Origin of the sequence: Sporosarcina quadrami, from assembly GCF_014836615.1 — a bacterium.
Lineage (GTDB): Bacteria > Bacillota > Bacilli > Bacillales_A > Planococcaceae > Sporosarcina > Sporosarcina quadrami.
On sequence record NZ_JACSQN010000001.1, the window covers coordinates 296,414 to 322,063 of the forward strand.

General features: G+C 40.1%; 28 protein-coding genes and 1 tRNA gene. 17 read left to right on the forward strand and 12 right to left on the reverse strand.

Annotated features, from left to right (window positions below; all coding sequences use genetic code 11):
- From qoxC to qoxA, 3 genes are read right to left on the reverse strand one after another with little or no spacing between them, the layout of a single operon-like run.
- Complete coding sequence (qoxC, locus tag H9649_RS01520; protein ID WP_191692876.1) at positions 1-597, reverse strand: cytochrome aa3 quinol oxidase subunit III; 597 nt, start codon at positions 595-597, stop codon at positions 1-3.
- Complete coding sequence (gene qoxB / locus H9649_RS01525) at positions 594-2,537, reverse strand: cytochrome aa3 quinol oxidase subunit I (RefSeq protein WP_191692877.1); 1,944 nt, start codon at positions 2,535-2,537, stop codon at positions 594-596. The genes qoxC and qoxB overlap by 4 nt, the downstream gene beginning before the upstream one ends.
- Before the next feature lie 36 nt (positions 2,538-2,573).
- A complete protein-coding gene (qoxA, locus tag H9649_RS01530; RefSeq protein ID WP_191692878.1) occupies positions 2,574-3,491 on the reverse strand; it encodes a cytochrome aa3 quinol oxidase subunit II in 918 nt (305 codons plus the stop codon).
- Between the two features lie 398 nt (positions 3,492-3,889).
- Between qoxA and H9649_RS01535 the strand changes: the two genes are divergently transcribed.
- On the forward strand, positions 3,890-4,201 hold the full coding sequence (locus H9649_RS01535; RefSeq protein WP_191692879.1) for a YunC family protein: 312 nt from the start codon (positions 3,890-3,892) through the stop codon (positions 4,199-4,201).
- A gap of 68 nt (positions 4,202-4,269) precedes the next feature.
- Here the strand turns inward: H9649_RS01535 and H9649_RS01540 are convergent, their stop codons facing one another.
- Complete coding sequence (locus tag H9649_RS01540; RefSeq protein WP_191692880.1) at positions 4,270-4,458, reverse strand: hypothetical protein; 189 nt, start codon at positions 4,456-4,458, stop codon at positions 4,270-4,272.
- 183 nt (positions 4,459-4,641) lie between these two features.
- Here H9649_RS01540 and cax point away from each other — a divergent pair, with 183 nt between their 5' ends.
- The 3 genes from cax to H9649_RS01555 are packed head-to-tail and all read left to right on the forward strand — an operon-like array spanning position 4,642 to position 6,740.
- A complete protein-coding gene (gene cax, locus H9649_RS01545; RefSeq protein ID WP_191692881.1) occupies positions 4,642-5,697 on the forward strand; it encodes a calcium/proton exchanger in 1,056 nt (351 codons plus the stop codon).
- 60 nt (positions 5,698-5,757) lie between these two features.
- Entirely contained in the window at positions 5,758-6,174 is a 417-nt protein-coding gene (locus H9649_RS01550; protein ID WP_191692882.1) for a DUF948 domain-containing protein, read from the forward strand.
- A 17-nt stretch (positions 6,175-6,191) separates the two neighbouring features.
- Positions 6,192-6,740, forward strand: coding sequence for a DUF948 domain-containing protein (locus H9649_RS01555; protein ID WP_191692883.1), 549 nt, complete (start codon positions 6,192-6,194; stop codon positions 6,738-6,740).
- Positions 6,741-6,819: 79 nt separating this feature from the next.
- Here H9649_RS01555 and H9649_RS01560 read toward each other — a convergent pair whose 3' ends face one another.
- Both H9649_RS01560 and H9649_RS01565 read right to left on the reverse strand, forming a co-directional pair.
- Positions 6,820-7,260, reverse strand: coding sequence for a DUF948 domain-containing protein (locus H9649_RS01560; RefSeq protein ID WP_191692884.1), 441 nt, complete (start codon positions 7,258-7,260; stop codon positions 6,820-6,822).
- Between the two features lie 23 nt (positions 7,261-7,283).
- The gene (locus tag H9649_RS01565) at positions 7,284-7,760 is read right to left on the reverse strand and encodes a DUF948 domain-containing protein (protein WP_191692885.1); all 477 of its coding nucleotides are present in this window, start codon (positions 7,758-7,760) and stop codon (positions 7,284-7,286) included.
- Positions 7,761-7,908: 148 nt separating this feature from the next.
- On the opposite strand from H9649_RS01565, the gene H9649_RS01570 reads away from it, so the two are divergent.
- The 7 genes from H9649_RS01570 to H9649_RS01600 all read left to right on the forward strand — a co-directional run bounded on the left by H9649_RS01570 (position 7,909) and on the right by H9649_RS01600 (position 14,136).
- Positions 7,909-8,601 carry a Crp/Fnr family transcriptional regulator gene (locus H9649_RS01570; protein ID WP_191692886.1) on the forward strand — a complete coding sequence of 231 codons (693 nt, stop codon included), beginning with the start codon at positions 7,909-7,911 and terminating at the stop codon, positions 8,599-8,601.
- A gap of 281 nt (positions 8,602-8,882) precedes the next feature.
- The gene (locus H9649_RS01575; RefSeq protein ID WP_191692887.1) at positions 8,883-9,029 is read left to right on the forward strand and encodes a hypothetical protein; all 147 of its coding nucleotides are present in this window, start codon (positions 8,883-8,885) and stop codon (positions 9,027-9,029) included.
- Between the two features lie 39 nt (positions 9,030-9,068).
- On the forward strand, positions 9,069-9,536 hold the full coding sequence (locus H9649_RS01580) for a cytochrome c oxidase subunit II (RefSeq protein WP_191692888.1): 468 nt from the start codon (positions 9,069-9,071) through the stop codon (positions 9,534-9,536).
- 14 nt (positions 9,537-9,550) lie between these two features.
- Entirely contained in the window at positions 9,551-11,245 is a 1,695-nt protein-coding gene (locus H9649_RS01585) for a cbb3-type cytochrome c oxidase subunit I (RefSeq protein ID WP_191692889.1), read from the forward strand.
- A gap of 76 nt (positions 11,246-11,321) precedes the next feature.
- A complete protein-coding gene (locus tag H9649_RS01590) occupies positions 11,322-11,954 on the forward strand; it encodes an SCO family protein (RefSeq protein ID WP_191692890.1) in 633 nt (210 codons plus the stop codon).
- On the forward strand, positions 11,951-12,517 hold the full coding sequence (locus tag H9649_RS01595; RefSeq protein WP_191692891.1) for a hypothetical protein: 567 nt from the start codon (positions 11,951-11,953) through the stop codon (positions 12,515-12,517). The genes H9649_RS01590 and H9649_RS01595 overlap by 4 nt, the downstream gene beginning before the upstream one ends.
- Positions 12,518-12,675: 158 nt before the next feature.
- Positions 12,676-14,136, forward strand: a complete 1,461-nt coding sequence (locus H9649_RS01600; RefSeq protein ID WP_191692892.1) for an alanine/glycine:cation symporter family protein — start codon at positions 12,676-12,678, stop codon at positions 14,134-14,136.
- A gap of 86 nt (positions 14,137-14,222) precedes the next feature.
- Here H9649_RS01600 and H9649_RS01605 read toward each other — a convergent pair whose 3' ends face one another.
- The 4 genes from H9649_RS01605 to H9649_RS01620 all read right to left on the reverse strand — a co-directional run bounded on the left by H9649_RS01605 (position 14,223) and on the right by H9649_RS01620 (position 17,947).
- The gene (locus tag H9649_RS01605; RefSeq protein ID WP_191692893.1) at positions 14,223-15,212 is read right to left on the reverse strand and encodes a polysaccharide deacetylase family protein; all 990 of its coding nucleotides are present in this window, start codon (positions 15,210-15,212) and stop codon (positions 14,223-14,225) included.
- A 109-nt stretch (positions 15,213-15,321) separates the two neighbouring features.
- The gene (locus H9649_RS01610; protein WP_318241634.1) at positions 15,322-16,608 is read right to left on the reverse strand and encodes an L-lactate MFS transporter; all 1,287 of its coding nucleotides are present in this window, start codon (positions 16,606-16,608) and stop codon (positions 15,322-15,324) included.
- 192 nt (positions 16,609-16,800) lie between these two features.
- The gene (gene fdhD / locus H9649_RS01615) at positions 16,801-17,589 is read right to left on the reverse strand and encodes a formate dehydrogenase accessory sulfurtransferase FdhD (RefSeq protein ID WP_191692895.1); all 789 of its coding nucleotides are present in this window, start codon (positions 17,587-17,589) and stop codon (positions 16,801-16,803) included.
- A 13-nt stretch (positions 17,590-17,602) separates the two neighbouring features.
- Positions 17,603-17,947, reverse strand: coding sequence for a DUF2294 domain-containing protein (locus H9649_RS01620; RefSeq protein ID WP_191692896.1), 345 nt, complete (start codon positions 17,945-17,947; stop codon positions 17,603-17,605).
- A 244-nt stretch (positions 17,948-18,191) separates the two neighbouring features.
- On the opposite strand from H9649_RS01620, the gene fdhF reads away from it, so the two are divergent.
- From fdhF to H9649_RS01635, 3 genes are all read left to right on the forward strand, one after another.
- The gene (gene fdhF / locus H9649_RS01625; protein WP_404828691.1) at positions 18,192-21,149 is read left to right on the forward strand and encodes a formate dehydrogenase subunit alpha; all 2,958 of its coding nucleotides are present in this window, start codon (positions 18,192-18,194) and stop codon (positions 21,147-21,149) included.
- Positions 21,150-21,154: 5 nt separating this feature from the next.
- Positions 21,155-21,637, forward strand: a complete 483-nt coding sequence (locus H9649_RS01630) for a DUF1641 domain-containing protein (RefSeq protein ID WP_191692898.1) — start codon at positions 21,155-21,157, stop codon at positions 21,635-21,637.
- A gap of 88 nt (positions 21,638-21,725) precedes the next feature.
- On the forward strand, positions 21,726-22,376 hold the full coding sequence (locus tag H9649_RS01635) for a Yip1 family protein (protein ID WP_191692899.1): 651 nt from the start codon (positions 21,726-21,728) through the stop codon (positions 22,374-22,376).
- A 27-nt stretch (positions 22,377-22,403) separates the two neighbouring features.
- Here H9649_RS01635 and H9649_RS01640 read toward each other — a convergent pair whose 3' ends face one another.
- Positions 22,404-22,577, reverse strand: coding sequence for a hypothetical protein (locus H9649_RS01640; protein WP_191692900.1), 174 nt, complete (start codon positions 22,575-22,577; stop codon positions 22,404-22,406).
- Positions 22,578-22,758: 181 nt separating this feature from the next.
- Between H9649_RS01640 and H9649_RS01645 the strand changes: the two genes are divergently transcribed.
- Both H9649_RS01645 and H9649_RS01650 read left to right on the forward strand, forming a co-directional pair.
- A tRNA-Arg gene (locus tag H9649_RS01645) sits at positions 22,759-22,831 on the forward strand.
- Positions 22,832-23,693: 862 nt separating this feature from the next.
- Positions 23,694-24,020, forward strand: coding sequence for a four-helix bundle copper-binding protein (locus tag H9649_RS01650; protein ID WP_191692901.1), 327 nt, complete (start codon positions 23,694-23,696; stop codon positions 24,018-24,020).
- Positions 24,021-24,096: 76 nt separating this feature from the next.
- Here H9649_RS01650 and H9649_RS01655 read toward each other — a convergent pair whose 3' ends face one another.
- A complete protein-coding gene (locus H9649_RS01655; RefSeq protein WP_191692902.1) occupies positions 24,097-24,585 on the reverse strand; it encodes a hypothetical protein in 489 nt (162 codons plus the stop codon).
- Between the two features lie 282 nt (positions 24,586-24,867).
- Here H9649_RS01655 and H9649_RS01660 point away from each other — a divergent pair, with 282 nt between their 5' ends.
- On the forward strand, positions 24,868-25,605 hold the full coding sequence (locus H9649_RS01660) for an amino acid ABC transporter substrate-binding protein (protein WP_404828694.1): 738 nt from the start codon (positions 24,868-24,870) through the stop codon (positions 25,603-25,605).
- The last annotated feature ends 45 nt before the right edge of the window (positions 25,606-25,650 follow it).

Sequence of the window (25,650 nt, forward strand, 5' to 3'; positions counted from 1 at the left end):
TTACATCATTCCTTTCAAGTAAACGAAGCTGAAGATGAAGATCCAGACAACGTCCAAGAAATGCCAGTACAATGAAAAGATGAATGACTTATTAGCTGTTTCCGGTGTTAAACCACGCTTTTTCACTTGATACAATATTGCTCCACCCCATAATAGACCAAACGTTACGTGAGCACCGTGTGTTCCGAGTAACGTAAACAGTCCTGATAGGAAAGCGCTTGTTTGCATTGTAGCTCCTTCGTGGACATACGTCACAAATTCTGTGATTTCCACACCGAGGAAGCCTAGCCCAAGAAGAAGGGTGATGCCGAAAAAGGTCATCATCGCCTTTTTGGAACCAATTCGCATTGCGTGAATTCCCAGCCCGATTGTAAAGCTACTTGTTAGCAACAAAATCGTCTCAATCATAACGGGAGTCAACTCAAATATTTGACTTGCACTTGGACCGTCAGCGAAGTTTCCTTGTAACGTGAAATAGACAGCGAAAAGAGTTGAGAAAAGAACAATTTCCGCTCCTAAGAAAATCCAGAAACCTAAAATCTTCAACTTATTTTCCTCAGTACTATATTCTAACGGCAAAGAGTGATCGATTTTCATGAATTTTCACCTCTCAATGCATTTTCTGTTCGTTCAATTTCTTCGACAGAGATGTAGTGACCGTGATCTTGTTCAAATGTGCGGTATGCCATCGTGCCGAGAATGACTAAACCGGCAACAACAGCTGGAATCCACCAACTGAACACCATGAAGAATCCGAAGAAGAAGAAAGCGATACCCATAATGAAAGGCAGGCCACTATTGTTCGGCATATGAATCGGTTCATATTCGCCTTCAAACAATGACTTATTGGTCTTTTTGGCGAACCAGAATGCATCCAATTCATCAACTGCAGGTGTTATCGCAAAGTTGTATTCAGGAAGTGGGCTTGGTGTACTCCATTCCAGTGAACGAGCATCCCAAGGATCTCCTGTGACTTCGCGAGGCTCGTACCGTGTACTCCAATAAATATTGTAAACAAGCAAGATGAACCCAATCGTTAGGCCGACAGCTCCGACCATGGATAGCATATTTAATGGTCCGTAACCAGTACTTGCAGAATACGTGTACATTCTTCTTGTCATTCCGTTCAATCCAAGGATGAAGAGAGGGAAGAATGTGACGTTGAATGAAATCGTAATGAACCAAAACGCCCATTTACCAAGCCGTTCATTCAACTTGAAACCGAATACTTTCGGGAACCAGTAATGGAATCCCGCAATTACACCAAAGACCGTACCAGGAATTAATACGTAATGGAAGTGGGCGACTAGAAACATTGTATTATGATATTGATAGTCAGCACTTGCCATCGCGAGCATAACACCAGTTACTCCGCCGATTGTAAATATCGGTATGAATGCCAGTGCATAAAGCATTGGCGTCGTAAAGCTGATTTTTCCTCGCCGGAGTGTAAAGAGCCAGTTGAATATTTTGACCCCGGTCGGTATGGCAATAGCCATTGTAGTAATGGAAAAGACGCTATTGACCATAACGCCATGTCCCATTGTATAGAAGTGATGTACCCATACGAGAAACGATAGCAATGAAATGGCAATCATGGAGTAAACCATTGATTTGTAGCCATACAAGTTTTTGCGTGCGAACGTTGCGATAATCTCACTGTAAATTCCGAAGGCTGGCAAAATAACGATATATACTTCAGGATGACCCCAAACCCAGAATAGGTTTGCCCAAAGCATGTCCATTCCGCCATTTTGCATTGCAAAGAATTGTGTTCCAAATTGGCGGTCTAGCATCATCAATGCAAGTGCAACAGTCAAAACAGGGAAAGCGAAGATGATAATGACACTTGTAATCAAAATAGACCAAGTGAACATCGGCATTTTCATCAGTTTCATTCCTGGTGCACGCATTTTCAGAATCGTCACAAGGAAGTTTATTCCTGTCATTAGTGTACCGATTCCTGCAATTTGCAACGCTAGTGAATAGTAATTATTCCCGACCGTCGGACTGAACTCCAAACTTGCAAGTGGGAAGTATGCTGACCAACCTGCATCGGGTGAGCCACCGATAACGAATGAGATGTTCAATAACATTGCGCCAAAGAAGAATAACCAGAAGCTAATTGCATTCAAACGTGGAAACGCAACGTCACGCGCTCCAATTTGAAGCGGTACAACGACGTTCATTAAACCTATGATAAAGGGCATTGCCATGAAAAGAATCATGATTATCCCGTGTGTTGTAAAGATTTCATTGTAATGTTGGCCATCTAACAGACCGTTTTCCGGTATAGCCGTTTGAGCTCTCATTAAAAGAGCGTCTACGCCCCCACGGAATAGCATAAGTAACGCGGCAATAATGTACATGATCCCGATTTTTTTATGATCGACAGTCGTCAGCCAGTTATTCCAGAGATATCCCCATTTTTTAAAATAGGTTAGACCAGCTGGGATTGCTATGGAAACAAGTACGATAGAAACCATGGCAGCATAAATCATCGGCTCGCCAGTGACGAAAAATTCATCCCATTTCATAGATGTATACTCCTTTCGAGAGTGGATTGAAAATGATTATTTCATATCTTCGTGGTGCATATGTTCATCTGTAGTGCTAGCATCTTCACTATGATGATTTTCACTTCCGTGATGATGGCCGGCATTATCACCTTCAGGCGGAGGATTAAATTCAAGATGCGTCGAAGAGAACGTTTTTCGTCCAAGAACACTTGGTTCGATCAATTCATTAAACTCCGTTTCTGAAAGAGCTGGTGCAGTTTCTTTTACATCTTGAACCCATTCATCATATTCCTTAGCGGTCATAACGAGTGTTTCAAATTCCATATGGGCAAAATCTTTCCCGCTGAAGTTTGAGTTTTTACCTATATAAGAACCAGGTGTTTCTGCTGCTAAGTGAATAGTAGTGACCATATCGCTCATTGCGTATTTTTGACCCGCAAGTTGAGGAACCCAGAAGCTTGTAATCGGACCATATGAGTAAAGTCGGAACTCAATAGGTCGATCTTCTGGAATGTTGACATAGTTTACTGTTTCAATGCCTTCTTCCGGATAACTAAAATGCCATTTCCAGTTCGATGATGACGCGTAAATGACTAGAGGCTTTTCATTAGCATATGCTTCCGGTACATTCTCAACATCTATCGTCGTTCGAACTGTGACAACGGAAAGTACGATAACGATGATGACTGGTATGACTGTCCAAGTAATTTCTAACCATTTGCTTCCTTCTTCGTGAGGAGGCTCATAGTCTTTATCCAATTTAGATGCACGGTATTTAACTAGCATGAACGTATACAATGCGTATACGACTACTAATATACCGACCATCATCATAATGGAGAAAATAATGGTGTCTGATAATGTTTTGGCCTGCGGACCTTTCGGGTCAAAGACCAAAAGAGATTGATCGCACCCTGCTAATAACAGGGGAACTGCTATAGATAGTGAAAATAACAACCATTTTGGCTTCAATGGTTACTCCCCTCTTTTCTTATGAATTGACAAGGCTGCACATTTAAAATTTTGATCAAACAATTATATTCTTATAACATAAAACGCGATAAGAATGAATGACAAAATGGTGTGATGCTCCTTGCAAAACAAATAATATTCCTTTTGATGTTAAAGTACAATATTTAAGTAGCCTTGTCACAAAAGGGACGAAAAAAATATATTATTTTTGTGACAAAAATTTTCATATAACAAAAAGTAGAGTATTTCAGAAGATAATATGTATAATATTGGACTTAATACTATATTATGATAATAATATGAAGTGATATGCATTCTTTTATTTGTGAGTGGCTTTCTAAAACAATCACATTTAATGGAGCGAATCCATATGTATAGAATGGAAAGGGGAGAGATGAGTGATATCTTTATCGCCTATTATATTAGATGGCTTACCATTCACTGGAGTAAGTGTGAAATTGCCCAAAACGACATTATTGACCGTTTCAAACGAAGTTGGCTATATTATGTGTGGTGCTTTGGACATTGGACTTCTCAATGAAGTGTTGGCAGAACGAAAAATCGTGGCGGGGAGGGCTGTAGGTGTTAAAACTATTGATGAACTGCTACGAGCTCCTTTAGAATCAGTCACGATTGAAGCGCAAAAATATGGTATTGAAGTTGGTATGATTGGTGAGGAAGCGCTATTGAAAATGAAACAACTAAATTAGATGAAGAAAAAAACAAGGGATAGGAGTAGTTACACTCCGAATCCCTTGTTTTTTGTTCGTATGCAGTTTTATTTTTTACGTTTAGTACGTTCTTTATTGTTTTTGTTTTCCTTCTCATTGTTCTTCTGAGGAGTTTCTATTGTCCCGAAAAACTCTTCTCCAAACTCTGTGTTAGGATTGTCATTTTGTTGACGATTCGTTTGACGGTTGTTTTGCCTATCTTTGAATTGATGTTCTTGGTTTTGATCTTCTCTCATGTGTAAGTAGCTCCTTTAAATGTTGTTAGGTGTGTCACCTACATCTCATATGATGTCCTGGAATGATAAAAATACACTTCATTAATTATTAAAATAGGTGAAACCATTGTGTATCGTTTTGTTGTTTGTAAATTGTAATGGAAGGGAATGATATAATAACTTCCATTTTAGGAGTGTGATGTCATGAATCGATTGTTTATAGTACTAGTAGCTCTTGGTTTGCCCTCGATTCTCATAGGAATTGTAATGAATTGGTCGGACATTCCAATTTTTATCATCAGTTGTCTGACTATTATTGGATTAGCAAGTTTTATCGGAAGGGCAACAGAAAGCTTGGCTATTGTGAGCGGACCAAGAATCGGCGGCTTATTGAATGCAACATTCGGAAATGCTGTTGAAATGATCATTTCCATCTTCACGTTAAAAGCTGGTCTGATAGGAATTGTTCTTGCATCATTGACTGGGTCTGTATTAGGAAATCTCCTCCTTGTATTAGGAGTGTCGTTCATGGCTGGAGGATTAAAATTCAAAACGCAGCGATTTAGTTTGCATGATGCAAGATATAATTCAGGACTCCTTATATTCGCTGTCATTATTGCTTTCGTCATTCCTGAAGTCTTTTCTCAGTCGCTAGATGCATCTGATACACTTACACTTAGTATCGGTGTCTCGATTATACTAATTGCATTGTATCTCGCGGGATTGTTTTTTAAACTTGTTACGCATAGAGGTGTTTTCTCTTCTGGCGATATTGAAAAAGAAGAGCACGAAGAACTTCCAGAATGGTCAAAAAAGAAATCCATTATTATTTTACTTTTGTCGACAGTTGCAGTCGCTTTTGTTTCTGAGCAACTTGTACATACTTTTGAAACGCTTGGCAAAACATTCGGCTGGACAGAGCTGTTCATCGGTGTCATTATTGTAGCAATTGTTGGAAATGCAGCTGAACACTTCTCAGCTATAACAATGGCTATGAAAAACAGAATGGATGTGGCTGTGGAAATTGCAGTCGGGTCAACACTACAAGTCGCAATGTTCGTTGCACCTGTGCTTGTTCTTATTTCGTTGATCATGCCGGAAAGTATGCCTCTCGTATTCACTATTCCTGAATTAGTCGCTATGATCACTGCAACTCTGCTTGTCATTAACTTATCAAACGATGGGGAATCGAACTGGTTTGAAGGGTTGACGTTGTTAGCTGCATATTTAATTATCGGTATTGGATTCTTTTTACTATAACTAAAATGAATGCTTACACACCTGCAAAAAGTGGTATGGAATAGAAAGGAGGGATAGTTGATGTTCGTTCATATTGGCGTATTTCTTATAGCTGTCTCATTTGCGATTTTCGCTATTTATCTTTGTAAGAACTTATGGCGTATATCAATAGTCGGCAATTCGGTGAGTAATACGATTATACGTATGGAATCTTCCTTTCTCGGAACGATTCAAGAAGTCGAATGTGTACTTGATAGCACATATGTTACAGCCACAGATGTAGAAGCGAAAGTCGATGCACTGAATGGGGTTTTCCATACTGTCGGTGAAATTGGTAATACTGCAGGGATGATCAGTGAAGGTTTGAATGATGTTACTGCCAGCTATGCTAGTAGTGAAAATACAAATGGAGAAAAACCTTTCATCCGAATTATTCAAGGTGCAGAATTCGCGAAAGGTCTAGTGAAATCTTGGAAACGCGGGCAAGAAATCAACTAAAGACGGGAGATATGATCATGGATTTGACAGGAATCGGCGTAATGTTAATAGGTGTAGCATTTTTACTGTTATCGGTATTTCTTGCTCGTATCCTTAACAATACAGCTAAAGTAGTTGAAGGGCTTGGTAATACTGTTGAAAGGCTTCCTGACCAATTGGATCATGTTATTAAGGAATCTGAACAGCTCATTCAAAATTCTAACGATACTCTTGCTGACGTGAATGTAAAGTTGGGTACATTGACTCCTCTGTTTCAAATCGTTGGAGACCTAAGTGAATCGACAAGTAAATTTACTTCATCAGTGCATGATTTTACCTTATCGGCTAGAAAGAAAATAGATGCATCAGACGAAGAAACGAGAAACAAGACACTTGGTGGTATGTATGGGGCTACAGCACTTGCATACTATACAGTAAAAAATGCCAATGGTTTAAAAAAGGTAAATAAGGCTTCAACATCGACTATTTATTTGAACGGAGAACAACGTATGTTTGACGTTAAAAGGATGAAAGAAGAAGCAAAAGAAGCAGCAAGGATTAATAAATATGTACGAGAAGATTCGTGAAGATTTGCAAGGTGTACAGAAAAAGCTGTCCGATGAAATTCAGTTAAAATACTGATTTCCAGGACAGCTTTTTTGTTTGTTATAAGTCTTCTGTCACTTTCTTAATTTCTTTCTTCCGTTGAGAAAGAAAAAATATGAAGGAAATGATTCCATATATGCCTTCGTATTTTTCACGTCTAGTAAATGATGTGGCAGTCGTTGTTTGAGCTTTCAAAGCATTTGTTTTTTCTAAAGCGGTAAGAGTCAGTTGGCGTGTAGCTTGCCCAGTGTCTTCTATAATGGTGAAAAGTGGATTCAACTTTTCGACTTGCCCATTGACATTTTGAATTGCAACATTGCCTGAGTGCATGACTTCGCTAGTCTGCTTTGTTATAGTGTCTAATACATCAGGTAGTTGGTTTGTCGTTTTTTCAACATCATCTAGCACGTTACCTAACTTTCGTAAAGGTTTGATTAGAATGATGACGAGAACCGCGAAGGCGATGCCGATCACTAATACTCCGATACCCATCCAATCCATTTTAGTCACCTCCTAAAAATTTGTTAATACTTAGTGTCCCGTGGAGAAGGAAGTTCTTTCTGCACGGGGTAAGAAGTATCCTGTTGTTTTTCTTTTTCCTTTTTCACTTTGTAATACATTCTTGATGCTGTTTCCGTCAATAAAGCGGCTTTTTGCATCAAGTCTTTGTATTTCCGAGAAGGATTTTCGATTTCTGTCGATAATGTTTCAAAAGAATGATTCAGATGATTCGTGGTTTGGCTAAGATTATGAGCAGATCGGCTCAATCCTTCCAACCGTTGGATTTTGTTTTCCACATCACTTGCGATCTTGTTCGTCTTATCCATCAAGCTTTCCGATTTAGCGGTAACACCATTCAGCTTCGTTTCCATTCTTGACATCGTTTCGGAAACGTCGTTCATCGTTCTTTTTGCGCTTTTTAAAGCGATTATGACAAAAATTGCGATAAGCAACAATGATAGCGCAGCGATCGCAGCACTTGCGTACAAAAGAAATTCCATTCCACATCAACTCCATTCCAAAGCTTATACTTCTATCTATTTTGTACCACTCTTCCCATATATGTAAACACTATACGAATAGTTTTAAGTAGTCCATAATAAAAGCAGAAAGTGCTACAATGATGAGATGGCGTAAGGAGGAATTCATATGAGCGGTGAAATACCAGTCTTAAAGAATACGATGTTCTTCAAAGATTTATCTGATCAAGAATTACTTCTGTTTTTACCGATAATGAATAAAAGGAAGCTTCCTGATAAGACAAACTTGTTTTTACAGGGTGATACTATTTCAAATGTCTTTATTGCAACTGAAGGGAAAATTAAAATCTTCCGGAATGATCCTTCAGGCAAGGAACAAGTACTCCACTTCAAACAATCGGGAGACTTATTTCCTCATGTGGGATTTTTCCGCCATGGCGAGTATCCTGCAAACGCGCAAGCGATAGAGGATAGTGAAGTGTATGTGATCGCCATTAAAGACTTCGAGCAAGTATTGCTGAACAATCCTTCTTTGTCCATTAAGCTGTTCAGAGTTCTAGGAGACCAGATTGTGAACTTGCAGCAGCGTTTGGAAGAGATGGCGCTTAGAAGTGCAAATGAACGCATCCTTCTATTATTGGTGAGACTTTGCGAAACGCACGGTACCGGTAAAAAAGATGGATGGATCAAATTGAATACACGCTTTAAAAATGCCGATTTAGCGAATATGATCGGGACAACGAGGGAATCTGTCAATCGTATGATTTCACATCTGCGCAAAGAAGATGCCGTTATTGTAAAGGATGGAGAATATCTCGTCTATATAGAAAAAATCAAAGATGAATTGTTGAATATCACATGATATTAATTGAGAAAGCCGTTCTGTTTTCCGTTTCATTGGAAATGCAGAACGGCTTTTTTGCGTTTGAAAACTCATTCATCAATTTGTCACTTTTTTCATCTGCCAAAAATATGTGCTTTAAATACTGTTGTAACAGGCTTCGTGTATGAAGAGGCGATCAATGGGGACTATGGTTTTTCTTTTATTTAAAGATATAAAAAAAGTCTGTGATATATATCACAGTAGTGAGAATGGTTATCAATTAATATGAAGTTAACATCAAAACTACGGAGGTGAGAAACATGAAAACGACTGAGGCTCAAGTCAACCAAAAAGAAGTAGAAGTTGAGAATACAGTGAAAGGCACAATGTTTTCGCTAGGCATTGTAGGGTTTGTCATTCTACTGGCTTGGTTATTGTTATTCGTCATTTACATGTATCGATATTAAACTACTGGTTGGACACTTAAGAGAGTAGGAGGAAAAACAATGAAAATGAATCGATATGAAGAGATATGGCTGATGTTAAGCGGGGCAATGCTTGTTATTTTCATGGTAATTACTGGATATCAGACGTTTGCATTAGGAATGGGACCTCCAAGTAATAAGGAGACGATCGATCCCGAGAAAGTCGATGAGACAGCTCCATTCGACAAACCGGGTGTTTATCAAACAGGAGATCATGAATATGAAGTCGTCATGACGCTTGAAGTGTTCAACTTCAACCCAGGAAAAATTGAAATCCCTGCAGGTTCGACAGTTACTTTCATTATGACTTCAAAAGACGTCGTACACGGATTCCAGGTAGTGGATACGAATTTAAACGCGATGGTCATGCCTGGCCATATACAGCGGGCAACTCAAAAGTTTTCAAAGCCGGGTGAATACCTCGTTTTATGTAATGAATATTGTGGCACTGGCCATCAACATATGAGTACTGTCATAACTGTTAAATAAAGGAGGATCGTACAATGAACACATCACTAGTCAATCGAAAAGAAACAAGTAAACTGTATGAAAAATCCATTAAATTGCTTGGTATGAACCTTGCGGATGCAAAACTGTCAAAAGCCTATATGAGTGTGGCATTTATCGCATTGTTGATCGGGGGAGTATTAGGTTTGCTCCAAGGGTTGGAACGTGCAGGACTTATTCAGCTTCCTTATTGGTTCAATTATTATCAAGTTCTTACAGCTCACGGAATTCTGCTCGTCGTCGTACTGACAGCATTTTTCACAATCGGATATTTTTATGCAGGTCTTTCCCATACGCTCGGCGGTTTGCTTCCACAAGTCAGAACAATGGCATGGATCGGCTTCTGGTTGAAAGTCGTAGGTCTTGTCATTGCGGTTGTTCCGATTATTATGAATGAAGCTACCGTTATGTATACGTTTTATCCGCCAATGGCAGCTTCACCTTACTTCTATATCGGTCTTGCCTTAATCGTAGTCGGTATCTGGTTATGCGCATTCGGCGCTTTTATCAGTGTAGCGAAATGGCGTAAAGCTCATCCAGGACAACATATTCCGATTTTCGCCTTCTTTGCAACAGGAGTCTTTATTCTATTGTTCTTCGGAAGCATTGGTGTAACGATAGAAGTATTTACACTCATTGCCTGGTCATTCGGATGGAAGCCTACAGTCAATGTCCTATTGAGCAGAACGTTATTCTGGTCATTCGGTCATACTTTAGTCAATATCTGGTATCTAACTGCGGTATCTGCATGGTATGTAGTCGTACCAAAGATTATAGGTGGCAGACGATTCAGTGATACCTTGACACGGGTAGTCATTATCCTGTTGGTCATCACTAATATTCCAGGAGGTTTTCACCATCAGATCGTTGACCCGGGAATGAGTCAGACATTGAAATTCCTTCACATGTTCATGAGTATATCTATCGGATTCCCTTCGTTGATGACAGCATTTGCCATGTTTTATGTCCTTGAAAAAACAGGCCGTAAACTAGGTGGCAAAGGATTACTTGGCTGGCTTAAGAAATTGCCATGGGGGGACGTCCGTTTTCTTGCACCAATGATCGCAATGATAGCTTTCATTCCTGCCGGAGCTGGTGGAATTGCACAGACAACGAACCAATTAAATCAAGTCGTCCATAACACACTATGGGTTGTCGGGCACTTCCATTTAACAGTAGGCACTTCTGTTATCCTGACATTCTTCGGAATCAGTTATTGGCTAATTCCGTACATTTCAAAAAGAAGATTGACACCGCGCATGAACAAAGTTGGTGTTGTCCAGACAATCATCTGGACGCTGGGCATGTTGTTCATGTCAGGATCGATGCACTTGGTTGGTTTGCTCGGTTCACCTAGAAGAACCTCTTATACAACATATGGCGAGAATGCAACTGCACTAGGCTGGGATCCATACTTGATATTCCTTGCAGTGGGTGGAACATTATTAATCATTGGCGTATTGATACAAGTATTCGCAGTGTTCCATATGATGTTCTTCGCACCTAAAGGCACAACGGAATTTCCAATTGCAGAACCTGAAGTTTCAGAAGAGAAGACACCTGCATGGACAGACAGATGGGGATTATGGATTGTCATCATGCTGATCGTCGTCTCTATGGGCTATGTCGTTCCGTTGGTAGATCTAATTGTAAATGCACCACCAGGTTCACCACCGTTTAAAACGTGGTGACAGGAAAAATGGAAGGGCGGTCCATGGGAAAGGCGGGTTGCCCTTCATAGTTAATATCACTCGAGGAGTGAGTAGAATGGCAAACAATAAAACATCCTTTTCGATAGTACTTGTCATGCTCTTTGGAATTGGATTATTTTTTATCGGAACTGACGGGTTTACAGCCTTTACTGCAGAAACAGCACGAGTGAATAAATTGCTTGAGGACCAGCCCGAATTTCCACCGGTTACTTTTCAAGATAGCAAAGAACGGCAATACTCCATAGACGAATTCAAGGGCAATTACGTACTAATAACTTTTTTCTATTCGGCATGTACGACGGTTTGCATAGATCTTGAAATGAACATGTCGGAGCTATACGATAAAATTCCCAAAAAGTATATTGGAAACGGCATTGATTTTTTGAGTATTAGTTTCGACCCTAAAAGGGATGATCCTGCGAAATTGGATCTTTATAAAAACATGTTCAATAGCGATGGGGAAACGTGGAGAATGGCAAGAATTCCCGATCAGCAGGAACTGGATGGGTTATTGGATGAATTTGGGGTAATTGTCATACCGGATGATTATGGAAACTATGCACATAACTCTGCTTTCTATCTTGTGAATCCAAATGGGAAACTTTCTGAAGTGATGGACTTCAGACATGTGGATGCTGCTGCAGAAACCATTTTAGCGATACTGGATAGCGAGGCGGACCCATCATGAAACAATCAAAATACGGCTTAGCACTGCTGTTGTTCTTGGCAATTCCGATTGTCGCCCATTTGCTTGAATCGATCATGATCATGCATATGCATATGCAAATGCCTCTGCTGGTCATATCCGGATTTCTAATGGCACCATTTTTTCAGCGGCAGTTCCCGAAGTTTTTCGCTAGTTGGAATGAAAACGGAATACCGGGAATTCTTCTTTTTACAGTAATCATGGTATATTGGATGATTCCTCGAACGATGGATGACGCTTTAACAGAATTGCCTGTAGAGGTTTTCAAATTCATAAGTCTTCCATTTTTGGCAGGCATTCCATTAAGGGATAGTTGGAGAAAGATCTCGAATAATAGTCAACGGGTTACGTTCATCGTCTTTACAATACTCTTCTATATCATGGGCTTCCTTTATATTAAAGTGCCTGTACAATTGTGCAATAACTACTTGCTAATTGATCAGATAACATTAGGGTGGGGATACTTGACGTTAGCCATCTGTTTTACAACCTATCTTGTCTACATCGCTTTCATAGACTCTCCAAAACCGACAGAGGTGGATTGATGGGCTTATCAATCCGCCTTTTACGTTCGTTAAACAACTTAAACTACCTTCTTAAATAATTTTTGAAAATTCCCTTTACTATAATAGGATTATTGTATATTATCTATATAGTCCTCATAGTCTGACTTAGTACTATTGAAAATTAAGGGGGGAATTCTGTGGAGAGTTTTGTGAATCTGTTGAACGAGGTTTTGTGGAGTACACCGGTCATTTACATTTTGCTCGGTGTCGGACTGGTTTTCTCGATATTGACTCGTTTCCTACAAGTGCGACATGTGAAGGAAATGGTCAAGCTTATGTTCAAAGGAAAAAGTTCGAAGGCGGGTATATCTTCATTCCAGGCAATGTCGCTTGCATTATCAGGTCGTGTCGGTACCGGTAATATTGCCGGAGTCGCGACAGCTATTTTCTACGGAGGACCTGGTGCAGTATTCTGGATGTGGGTGATTGCATTCATCGGAGCTTCCAGCGCATTTGTCGAATCGACCCTTGCACAGATCTATAAGGTGAAACAAGACGGTCAATATCGTGGGGGACCTGCATATTTCATCGAAAAAGGGATTGGTTGGAAATGGTTCGGCATGACATTTGCTATTGCAGCATTAATTGCAATGGCTGTTCTAATGCCGGGTGTACAGTCAAATTCGATTGCGGCAGGTATGGACAATGCATTTAATATTCCTCCTTATATTACAGGAATTGTTATTATCGCGTTATTAGGTTTTATTATTCTAGGCGGAGTTAAGCGTATAGCTTCTACTGCTCAGATTCTAGTGCCTTTTATGGCTGTCGGTTACATTCTGTTTTCAGTAGTGATTGTACTAATGAACATCACAGCGCTTCCGGATGTCCTAGCTTTAATTTTTAAAAGTGCATTCGCGATGGACTCGGCATTCGGTGGAATCATTGGAATGGCGATCATGTGGGGTGTAAAACGAGGTGTCTTCTCAAACGAAGCCGGCCAGGGAACAGGGGCGCATGCAGCTGCAGCGGCAGAAGTTTCACATCCGGCAAAACAAGGTCTTGTTCAAGCATTTTCCGTATATATCGATACATTATTCGTCTGTTCCGCTACTGCGTTTATGATTCTGTTCACAGGAATGTACAATACCCAGACAGAAGATGGCAAAGGTTTCATAGTCGAAAACTTGGCAGGTGTCGAACAAGGACCAGGCTACACACAAGCGGCAGTTGACAGTATACTACCAGGCTTTGGTGCTGGCTTTGTAGCGATTGCGTTATTCTTCTTCGCTTTCACAACTATAATGGCATATTACTATATTGCTGAAACGAACATCGCCTATCTGTTTAGGAAAAGGAATACAGGTTCAGTCATGTTTATCCTGAAAGTTGTCATTCTGATAACAACGTTCTGGGGTACAATTAGAACTGCGGATCTCGCTTGGGCACTTGGGGATGTCGGTTTAGGAATAATGGTATGGCTTAATGTCATTGCAATTGTTATATTAGCAAAACCAGCCTTGCTAGCGTTAAAGGATTATGAGCAACAGATGACGCTAGGATTAGATCCGGTATTTGACCCCAAAAAACTGGGTATTAAAAACGCTGATTTTTGGGAAAAAGATTATGTTCCTGAGGATGAACATCGAGAGAAATGAATTTTAAAGCTTTATAAATAAACTAATCGCTCCTTTTTGGGAAGGGGCGATTAGTTTTTTAACGTATGATGAATATAAAAAATGACTTACCAATTATATAACAAGTCTACTCTAGGTAATAAATAACGTTCTTCAAGCAGTGATTCCAATCGTTGTTCACTTAATAACTCGGTGACTGTACCGATGACAAGGCCTTTTTCCTGTATACCAAGAATCATCTCTTCCATACCTTGAGCGGTTGGTTTTGTTGGATGCATTAACACCATCGTACCATTATCCACCTCATTGACGACTCTATTTACCATAGTTTGCGTATCAGGTATTTTCCAATCTACTGTGTCTACAGTCCATAAAACTGTAAACATATTCAGCTCGCGTGCAATGTCAATTGTGTTTTGGTTGAAACTTCCACTTGGGGGACCAAACCATTTGGGTGTGATTCCAAGTGTATCTTTAATGACTGCATTGGTTTTTTCCAACTCCATACGCGTTTTTTGCTCAGATGAATTTGCCAAATCAGGATGACTGTACGCATGACTTCCTATTTCGTGGCCATTTTCAATTAGTTTTTTTGCAATCTCGGGATTTTTCTGTGTCCAACTACCGTCCAAAAAGAAAGTGGCTTTCACTTGATGTTTTTCAAGTGCTTCAAGAATTGGGGGAATAAATTCATTACCCCAAGCTACATTTATGAGAAAAGCAACCATTTCTTTTTTTTCATTGCCTTTGTAAATGGGAAAAGGGCCGAGATCTTGTAAAGAAATGGTGGGAGAAACTTCTTTAAAAATTATATTTCTTTCCTCGAAGTGGTTTAATGGAGCCATTCGTTCATAACTTTTTTCTATATCGACAACAAGACCATTGTATCCAGGAATAGCTTTCCAAACTCGATCAATAACAGCATCAGTTGGTTTAAGATCATTTGTGTCTGCAAATTTCTGGATGGAGTCAATTAGATTTGTATTCTTGCTATAACTGACAGGAACAAGTGATTTTTCATTCCTATTGGTTGTAGTTATGGTTATGAACAATAATAGTAAACCTGCAAAGATTCCTAAATACTTTATGCGTTTCATTGTGGCTCTCCTTTTTATGAAGTTTCAAGTAGGAATGCCCAAATTTAATTTTTTCATACATAAAAAAGTCCTTGAACGAAACTGTTCAAAGACTTTTATTGAAAATGAATTACATACTTTTAACAGGTTGAATAGGTTGTCCTTTAACAACTTTTTGAGATGCTCTAACTTTCTTAATATCAACTTGGATGAGAATGGATATTAGCAAAGCTACTGCAAATAATCCGGCAAAAAATAGGAGACTACTTTCGTAACTGCCAGTCGTATCCTTCATCCACGCTGCAAACATCGGCCCCGCAACTCCTGCTGCAGACCAGGCAGTTAAAATATAGCCATGGATTGCTCCAAGTTGTTTTGTTCCGAATATATCTCCAATATAGGCTGGAATACATGAGAAACCGCCACCATAGCAAGTGTAAATCACTGCTAACATGACTTGGAAAATGATCGCGTTTGTTGTAAATGGAAGTAGTGTGAACAATACTATTTGGATAGCGAAAAATGCTGTATACGTACGCTGTCTGCCGATGAAATCTGAAATGGATGCCCAACCTAGACGGCCTGCACCATTAAACAGACCTAAAACACCGACTAACGCAGCAGCTTGTACCGTTGTCATACCGATACTTTCTATAGCAAGAGGTTTTGCTGCCGATAATATTGCAATTCCACAAGTAACATTGATGAATAACATTAGCCACAAGTAATAGAAACGTTTTGTTTTGACAGATTCATTCGCAGTCAATTGGGCTAAGTCCACTTTCGCTTCAACTTTTCCTGCTTTTAGTTTTGCCACATATCCTGCAGGTGCCCAACCTTCTTCAGGTTTCTCAAGATAGAGCGATGAAAGGATCATAATAGTGAAATAGAATGCCCCCAGTATGAAAAATGTATTTTGCAAACCTACAGAAGTGATCAGCGTTTCCATAAGCGGACTGCTAATGGCAGCGGCAAATCCAAATCCCATAATAGCAAGTCCTGTTGCTAGCCCTCTTCTGTCAGGGAACCATTTCACGAGAGTTGACACAGGTGCTATATATCCAACACCTAAACCGACTCCTCCCAATACACCATAAAAGAGGTAGAGCAAGGGGAGTGAACCGGCACTGACAGCAACACCCGCACCCATTACACCAATTCCGAAACAAATAGCAGCAAACATCCCTGCTTTACGAGGTCCATACTTTTCAACAAAACGGCCTAAAAATGCAGCAGATAATCCGAGAAATAGGATCGCTAAGCTGAACGTTAATTGCACTTGGCTAGTAGACCAGCCAAATTGGTCTATTAACGGGTTCGTAAAATTGCTCCAGGCATACACAGATCCGATTGAAATATGAATTCCAACCGCAGAAGCAGCTATCAACCATCTGTTTTTTGTTCTTTTACCTTTCACTGTCCACATCTCCTTTAAATTAAAAGATCATGTGACACACAATGCCTCCCACAACAAAAGGTGTCTAAGAAACTAGTTGATTCATTAATTTTTTACTGAAATGAAAATGGAGGAGACATAATTTTGTCACATTTCAGTCATGGTACCATCATGATTCTGTTTTGTCACTATGATTATTTTAACAGTTTGATATTATCCATTAATTCTCTCTGGATGTGAATAAACATTGAAGGAATTTCCCCTGATGAATCCAACAGCTGTAATGCCTAACTCATTCGCAAGTTTTATCGCAAGTTCAGTAGGTGCAGATTTTGAAAGAACAATCTCACAACCGATTTTTGAAACTTTCAATAATATTTCAGAAGAAATCCTCCCACTGAATACGATTACTTTGTTTTTAACAGGAATTTCGTTTCGTAAACAGTGTCCGTAAATTTTATCCAATGCGTTATGCCGGCCGATGTCCATACGTGTTAAGGAAAATCCATCTGTATCACATAATGCTGCAATATGTACCCCGCCAGTTTGTTGAAACAAGTCAGCTGCGTTATTCATATTGTCCATGAGTGCAAAACAGTCGGAGGGTTCAAGACTGACATTCCTATCGCTCATTTGTTTTGCGGTTAATGCATCATTTGCAAATACAAATCCTTGCCTGCTCATTCCGCAACACGATGTTATAAACCGTTTATTGTGAAGTTGTTCAAAATAGGGGAAGACTCTACTCGTTTCTATGTGAACGATACCAAGGTCTTCATCCAACCGAATTTCTTTTATGTCTTGATAGTCGATAATAATTCTTTCTGAAGCTAAAAAACCGATTACCATGTCTTCGATATACTCAGGGGTACAGATGATTGTCAGTAGTTCTTTGCCGTTCAACTTGACGGTAATCGGATACTCCGTAGCGATAACATCTTGTTTTTCTTCAAATTCTCCATCACTATAGCGCCAAATACGTTGTGTCTGAGTGAGTTTCATCGGATTTCTCCCTTCAGTCAATTTTACGGTCAAATAAAAATACAGAAACTGCAATGTCGTCTTCCAGTTTGATGTCAGAGAACAAGTGAAGAAACTTTGCACCGATTACTTCTTCGAGTCCATCTGGTGGAGATTCCAAATACACTTCTTGTATCATTTTTGTTCGAGCCATATGAATCATTTCTTTTCCTTCAGGTGTCCCTATTATGAACTTCTCAGTCGGTGTCAAATTTCCGTAAAGAGTAGAGATGACCATATTGTCAACAAAAACCGTATGAATTCTTTCCGGACCTTTTCCAAAGAGGTCTTTCCTCAACTTTCTAATAATCGCATTGAAATCATGTACTTTTTTTGTCATTACCAATATCTCCCTGTTCAAGAATAGTGAATTATCTCTCAATAATTAATATAACCATTGTATTATCAATTTCTATAACCTATAATACTAGTAAAGATGGTGCCGAAGTATGAACCTGCTTCGGTGTTATCATGCCATTACTTTACATTCGGATTGGTTATTTAGCAAGACCTGCTAGGAGACTATTCCACCATTCATCAATCACACCTCCTAATAGGTGTATTTGAGGATGGTGGATTTTTTTATGAAATTAGGAGGCGTTTTCGTGTTAATTAACATCAATGGTGTCAATCACTCATTCACCGAGGGAAAGACTATTCTTCAAATTATCAATGAACTGAAAATTGAGCATCCACAAATCTGCTATTTACCAGAAGTCGATCCGATTGAAACATGTGATACGTGTATTGTTGAAGTGAATGGTCAACTAACTCGTGCATGTTCAACAAAAGCACTGCACGGAATGGATGTCCAATTATCCTCTCATCGTGCTAAAGCTGCTCAAACAGAAGCGATGGACCGGATTCTTGAAAATCACCTGTTGTATTGTACAGTTTGCGATAATAATAACGGCAACTGTAAAATCCATAATACTGTCGACATGATGGGGATAGAAGAACAGAAATATCCATTTGAACCAAAATGTTCAAAAGATAGCGTCGATTTCACGCATCCATTTTATCGCTATGACCCGAACCAATGTATCGCATGTGGTCAATGTGTGGAAGTGTGTCAAAACTTGCAAGTGAATGAAACATTGAGCATGGACTGGAACAGGGACCGTCCAATCGTTTTATGGGATGGCGGCGCGAAAATCAATGATTCATCCTGTGTCGGTTGCGGTCATTGTGTAACAGTTTGTCCGTGTAATGCACTGATGGAGAAATCGATGCTTGGGGAAGCCGGTTTCATGACTGGCCTAAAAGAAGAAGTACTGGAGCCTATGATTGAGCTCGTAAAAGATGTGGAACCGGGTTATAGCGGTATTATGGCAATTTCGGATGCAGAAGCTGCAATGCGCGATACGCGTACAAAGAAGACGAAGACAGTCTGTACATTTTGCGGTGTCGGTTGTTCATTCGAAGTATGGACGAAAGATCGTAAAATCCTCAAAATACAGCCAGTTTCAGAAGCGCCTGTCAACGCGATTTCGACTTGTATAAAAGGGAAGTTCGGTTGGGATTTTGTTAATAGCGAAAAGAGAATTACAACTCCGCTTATCCGAAAAGGTGATTCTTTCGTAGAATCTACATGGAAAGAAGCGCTAGATCTCGTTGCCGAACGCTTAGGAGCCATTCATAAAGAAAACGGGGAAGATAGTATCGGTATCATTTCTTCATCCAAGATTACGAATGAAGAGAACTATGTCATCCAAAAGTTAGCGCGACAAGTCTTTAAAACGAACAATGTTGATAACTGCTCTCGCTATTGCCAATCACCTGCAACAGATGGATTATTCCGTACAGTTGGAATGGGTGGAGATGCAGGGACCATTAAAGACATCGCTCAGGCGGGACTCGTGATCATTGTCGGAGCGAATCCTGCTGAAGGACATCCGGTGCTTGCGACACGAGTGAAGCGCGCACACAAACTACACGGTCAGAAACTGATTGTTGCAGACTTACGTAAACATGAAATGGCCGAGCGATCCGATATTTTTATCAGTCCTAAACAAGGCACAGACCAAGTATGGCTTATGGCAGTCACTAAATATATGATCGATCAAGGCTGGCATGACAGTCAGTTCATCAAGGAGAACGTCCACCACTTCGAAGATTTCCAAGTAGTCCTAAAAAAATACACAATGGAATATGCAGAGCATGTCACAGGTGTATCTAAAGACATGCTGATCCAAACGGCTGAAATGATCCGTGACGCAGATGGCACGTGTATTTTATGGGGAATGGGCGTTACACAAAATACAGGTGGATCGGATACATCTGCAGCCATTTCCAACTTGTTGCTTGCTACAGGCAACTACCGCAGACCAGGTGCAGGAGCCTACCCGCTTCGTGGTCATAATAACGTTCAAGGTGCATGTGATATGGGCACTTTACCAGGATGGCTTCCAGGTTACCAACATGTAACAGACGATGTTGCAAGAGAGAAGTTTGAAAAAGCATATGGTGTTGCAATAGGTGATCGACCTGGGAAAGACAATATCCAAATGTTGCACGCGGTGGATGAGGGTATTATGAAAGGGATGTACGTAGTAGGAGAAGATATGGCACTTGTCGATTCCAATGCAAATCATGTGCATGATGTCTTGTCTAAACTTGAATTCCTTGTTGTGCAAGATCTGTTCTTCTCGCGCACTGCTCAATATGCCGATGTCATTTTACCGGCTGTGCCTTCACTTGAAAAAGACGGCACGTTTACGAATACGGAAAGAAGAGTGCAACGATTGTATAAAGCGTTACCTGAAATGGGCGATTCGAAAGCTGATTGGTGGATCATCCAAGAAGTGGCGAACCGACTTGGAGCTGACTGGCATTACTCACACCCAGGCGATATATTTGCAGAAATGGCAAGTCTATCACCTATATTCAGCCAGGCTGATTATACGAACATGGAAGACTGGGACAGCTTCTTCTGGGGTAGCTTAGATGGGAAAAGCACACCATTGCTGTATACTGATGGCTTTAACTTCCCGGATAAAAAAGCGAGATTCGCTCTTTCTGATTGGATAGAACCTGTAGAATATCCAGATGAGTTCGACCTTCACATTAATAACGGTCGTATGCTTGAACATTTCCATGAAGGAAATATGACGAATAAATCTGCAGGCATCCAAGAAAAAGTTCCGGAAATTTTTGTTGAAGTATCTCCTGGTCTTGCGAAGGAAAGAGGAGTCGTCAGCGGAACGATGGTAAGGCTAATTTCTCCTCATGGCGCAGTACGTTTACCTGCTCTCGTTACAGATCGGGTAAAAGGGAATGAACTGTTCCTGCCGATGAACTCAGTGGAAAAGGAATCTGCCATTAACTTCTTGACGGGGACAGCTGTAGACCAGCGTACGAATACTCCTGCATTCAAACAGGCAAAAGTCCGAATGGAAGTATTGAAGGAGAAGGTTGACAATCCATTACCGGCTACCAATCATCGGAATAAAAAACGACACCCGACATCCGGTATAGAAGTTGAACGTAAATGGGCTAAACCTGGCTATGAACATCTTACTGACCAAGGGAAGAAGGGATGAACTAAATGGCAGCACCAATTACTTCTATTAAAAAGATTGAACTGACAGATGAAGAATTGCATCAAGTGAAAGTGCACGAATTGCAAGCACTCATTGTTGAACAGCAGCAATCGTTAAATAAAATACTTGAACTAACAGCGGAATTGGACAAAGCTGGTGTCCTTGATGCATTGAATGCGATGATTAAAGCAAAAGACGAAATTGCAGGCATCGCTGTGCACCAGGCGTCTCGAGAGCCAATGACAAATATGTTGAACAATGCGATGAACATGGCTGGGATTTTAACGGCAATTGATCCTGAAGTGACTGCGAAACTGAAAAACGGAATTTCCAGTGGTATCCATGAAGCTGAACTATACGGTGGAACTGAAGAAAAAGTATCGATATTCCAACTGATGAAAGCACTGAATGATCCTGATATTAATCGGTCCATTAAATTCGGAATGGATTTTCTGAAAGGTATGGGGAAAGGTTTGCACGACAAATGAACTTGACTATGAATCTTTTTATCTGCTCTTTCGTATAACAATAGAAGAGTTATAAATACTCGCAGTTATACGAAGGAGAGATTTAGGTATGTACACAATTGAAGAACAGAAGAATGGTCCAGTAGAACCGTTGAACATGTGGAAATCCATTTGGCTCCATCCGAGAAAAACGGTCCGTTATGCGGTTCAACACAAAACGTGGCGTTTTGTAATTATAATTGCATTGATAAGTGGTATTTTCACAGCACTCGACCAAGCATCCTCAAATGACTTAGGCGATTCAATGGGAATGGGAACGATAGCACTGATTGCACTATTGGCTGGTCCGATTCTAGGGGTAATTTCACTATATATCGGAAGTGGGGTTTTGCATCTGCTTTCGAAAATGTTTGGTGGACGTGGAACTTTTGCACATACAAAGATGGCTTATACAGTTTCAAATCTGATCTTGATTGTATTAGGATTTGTATGGCTTCCTGACTTATTGATTAATGGAAGAGGAATGTTTGTTGCCGATTATGATTTCTCGATATTTCAAGTCATTTGGTTAGTTGTAAGTCTTTTCTTGAATTTTGCGCTTGGAGTTTGGGCAACAGTTTCTATGATCGGTGCGATTGCGGAAGTCCATGAGTTAGCTATATGGAAAGCGGTGCTTGTTGTTTTGCTACCTGTAACATTGCTTATCATTTTTATTTTCACGATTGTAATGCTTACAGTTCCATTTATGCTTTTTTCATAGGTAAATGTAAAAGCCATCTGACAATGATTAGTCGGATGGCTTGTTTTTTTCGGTTTGATCCGCTTGGGAATTACGGAACTGCTGCTTGAGTGCTTCTTTATAGTCTCTAGGGGAAGCGAATTCATGTGCAAATTCCTCTGCCATCATTTTTTGCTTGGCGATTTCATTTCTTTTTGTTATGGCTCTTTCTACACGATCCATAGTGTAACCTCCGAATCATCCAGTATTTATATAAGAATGCCCAATGCTGGAGAATTTATACTGTGTAAAATAAATGGAGTGTTGTACATTGGAGAATGTTTGAGAAGTTTAGGTGAGAAAAGAAAACAAAGTTATTGCCCTCGGCTGTTTTGTTGATTATACTATGGAAGTAAAACTTTTTGTCTCAGTAGCTCAGGGGATAGAGCAACAGCCTCCTAAGCTGTGGGTCGCAGGTTCGATTCCTGCCTGGGACATAATCGATTAGCCTTAGAGCCATCATGGTTCTGGGGCTTTTTTTCTGTTCAAAAAGGGTGAGCGGTTTGCGTTCCTGGTAGTCTCCGTTAAATGGAGCGTAAGTCGGCGACTCCTGCGGGATAAGCGGGACAGGTGAGACCCCGCAGGGAGCAGAGCGAAGCGCCGCGAACGAGGAGGCTCACCGCTCGCCCCGCGGAACGCGTCCGACAGAAGCGCAAATCAACAGTAGTGGTCTTTTCAGTGGCTACCTCGAACTATTATTCAAACAGCTAGTCATTCTCTTTATCCTTATATTAATAATGTGGTTAAGGATGAAGTAGCGGATGGTGTGACTGTGCCAATGAAGGCTGCGTATAGAAATATGCTTTAATACTGTCGAATAATGAAGATCTTTCTGCTTAACCATATAGTTCGTCCAATCACTCCTCAAACTCGTCCATATAATGTAAAGAAGGCCGGCCGGTTTTACAAATGGTGAAGGGGTGGTGATTTTATGTGTTCTTACAATAGAAGGAGACGTCGAGTTCGGTTAGTTTGTGAATGTCGAGAAGTATGGGTTAATCAATACAACAACAACAACAACAACAACAACAACAACAACAACAACAACAATCGTGATTTCCGTGATGACCGAGATTTCTTAGATAATCAGAATTTTAATCAAAGACAAGGATCGGATTGTCGATGTTCAAATCGCAGACAGAATAATTTTATTTGGTAAACGTGAAAGTTTTCAGAATGGCAATTACACACTTCTAGAACTGAAACAGTTTATTGATTTGAGAAAGATTGCTGATTACCGTTTAATCTTGTCACCTAAGGGAAACCAATATAGGAAAACAATTAAACGGAGGGGAAACGATGATTACTAACCACGAAAATCTAATGAAGACTATCCATGAATGTCTAGTCGCTTGCAACAGTTGTTTTGACGCATGTTTGAAAGAAGATGACGTGAAGATGATGGCGGAGTGTATTCGTTTGGACCGGGAATGTGCAGATGTTTGTGCATATGCTGCTCAGGCGATTACACGTAACAGTCCGTTTGTGAATCACATATTAGAACTTTGTGCAAAAGTGTGTGATCAATGTTCACAAGAGTGTGGGAAGCATGAACATGATCATTGTAAGCGATGCGCTGAAGCGTGTAAGAAGTGTGCGGATGCATGTCGTCAAGTGGTTGCGTGAGCATCCAGTCCGTGAAAGTTTTTCCAATAGCATAAATAAGCCGCCGATATCCCAAAATGGGTATCGACGGCTCTTTTTATTTCCATTCGTCTTTAGGATTAATACTGTTAGGTTCTTTTTCATTGTGCTTCATATTCTGAGCTTGAATTTCACCAGGTGTTTGTTGGAAAGATTGTCCGTGCTCAACGTTATATTGAGGGTTCATGCCGTTTGGTTCTGCATTGTTGTTTAGCAAAGGATTCACACCATTTGGTTCAGCGTCGTTGACGATTGTTCCGTCGCGTTCCATGTCAACGGTTTCCCCAGCGTGTGGTTCGTTAACGCTTGTATTCACGTTGGAAGGCGGCTTGTTCAATTCATTGCTTTCATATTCTTCGGATAAAGGGTGTTGTCCCATTGGTGTACCAAGGTCTTTATGCAGTTCTTGATCCAATTCATTTTTTTCGAATTCGTTCGATAGTGGTTCGTCTCTTGCTGGTTTAGCAAGATCGTTTTCGAAATGACTTTCCACTTCTAATTTGCGACGTTCTTCTTCTACTGGATATTCGTTAGGATTGTTATTCATATTAATTCCTCCTCTATACTTTATTGAAAATGTTTTAGAATTATTTAGTTATAGTCATTCAATAGCCTTTATTCTCTCTTCTTAAACGCTTTTGATCTTTCAATGGTCGTTAAAATTGAAATTATAGAAGATTTCGCGTTTATAATTTAGGGTTTTCAACATGAAAATAGTATGTTATGTTATTAACACGTTAACGAGTTAAAGTATTGAAGTTATTTTAATTAAAAGGAGATAGTTCTAATGAATAAAATGATGACACTAATCGCTGTCTCGATTGCTACAATGTTTATCCTATCTGCATGTGGCAGTTCAAAAAATAATACTACTGACAAAGATGTACTTGTTATTGGAGTGGACGATAAATTTGCGCCGATGGGCTTCCGTGATGAAAATAATGAGCTTACCGGTTTTGATATTGACTATGCAAAAGCGGCAGCGGAGCACATGGGCATGGAAGTAAAGTTCCAACCGATAGATTGGAAAACGAAAGAGACGGAATTGAGCAGTGGACGCATCGATTTGATATGGAATGGTTATACAATTACGGATGAGCGTAAAGGGAAAGTGCTATTTACAAAGCCATATTTGAAAAATGCACAAGTAGTTGCAACGTTGGCTGATTCTGATATTGCGAAGTTGAACGACCTATCCGGTAAGAAAATCGGATTGCAAGGACTTTCTTCGGCATCGGATGCTCTAAATGCTAATCCCATTCAATCTGAAGTGAAGTCGATTTCCGAGTACGCTGATAATGTATTAGCTTTGACGGATTTGAAGGCGGGGCGGGTTGACGCAGTCGTAATCGATGAAGTTGTTATTGATTATTACATGTCCAAGCAAAATGGGGTATTTAAAGTGATTGATGAATCGTTAGCTCCTGAAGAGTACGGTGTCGGGGTGAAAAAAGATAATGAAGAATTACTTGATAAATTGCAGGCGGCTTTAGACAAAATGAATGAAGACGGTAGTGCAGCGACAATATCGACGAAGTGGTTCGGTGAAGATAAAGTCGTGAAGTAAATAGGATGGCATAATGGGTTTTCATTATGAAAACCTGTTTTGCTT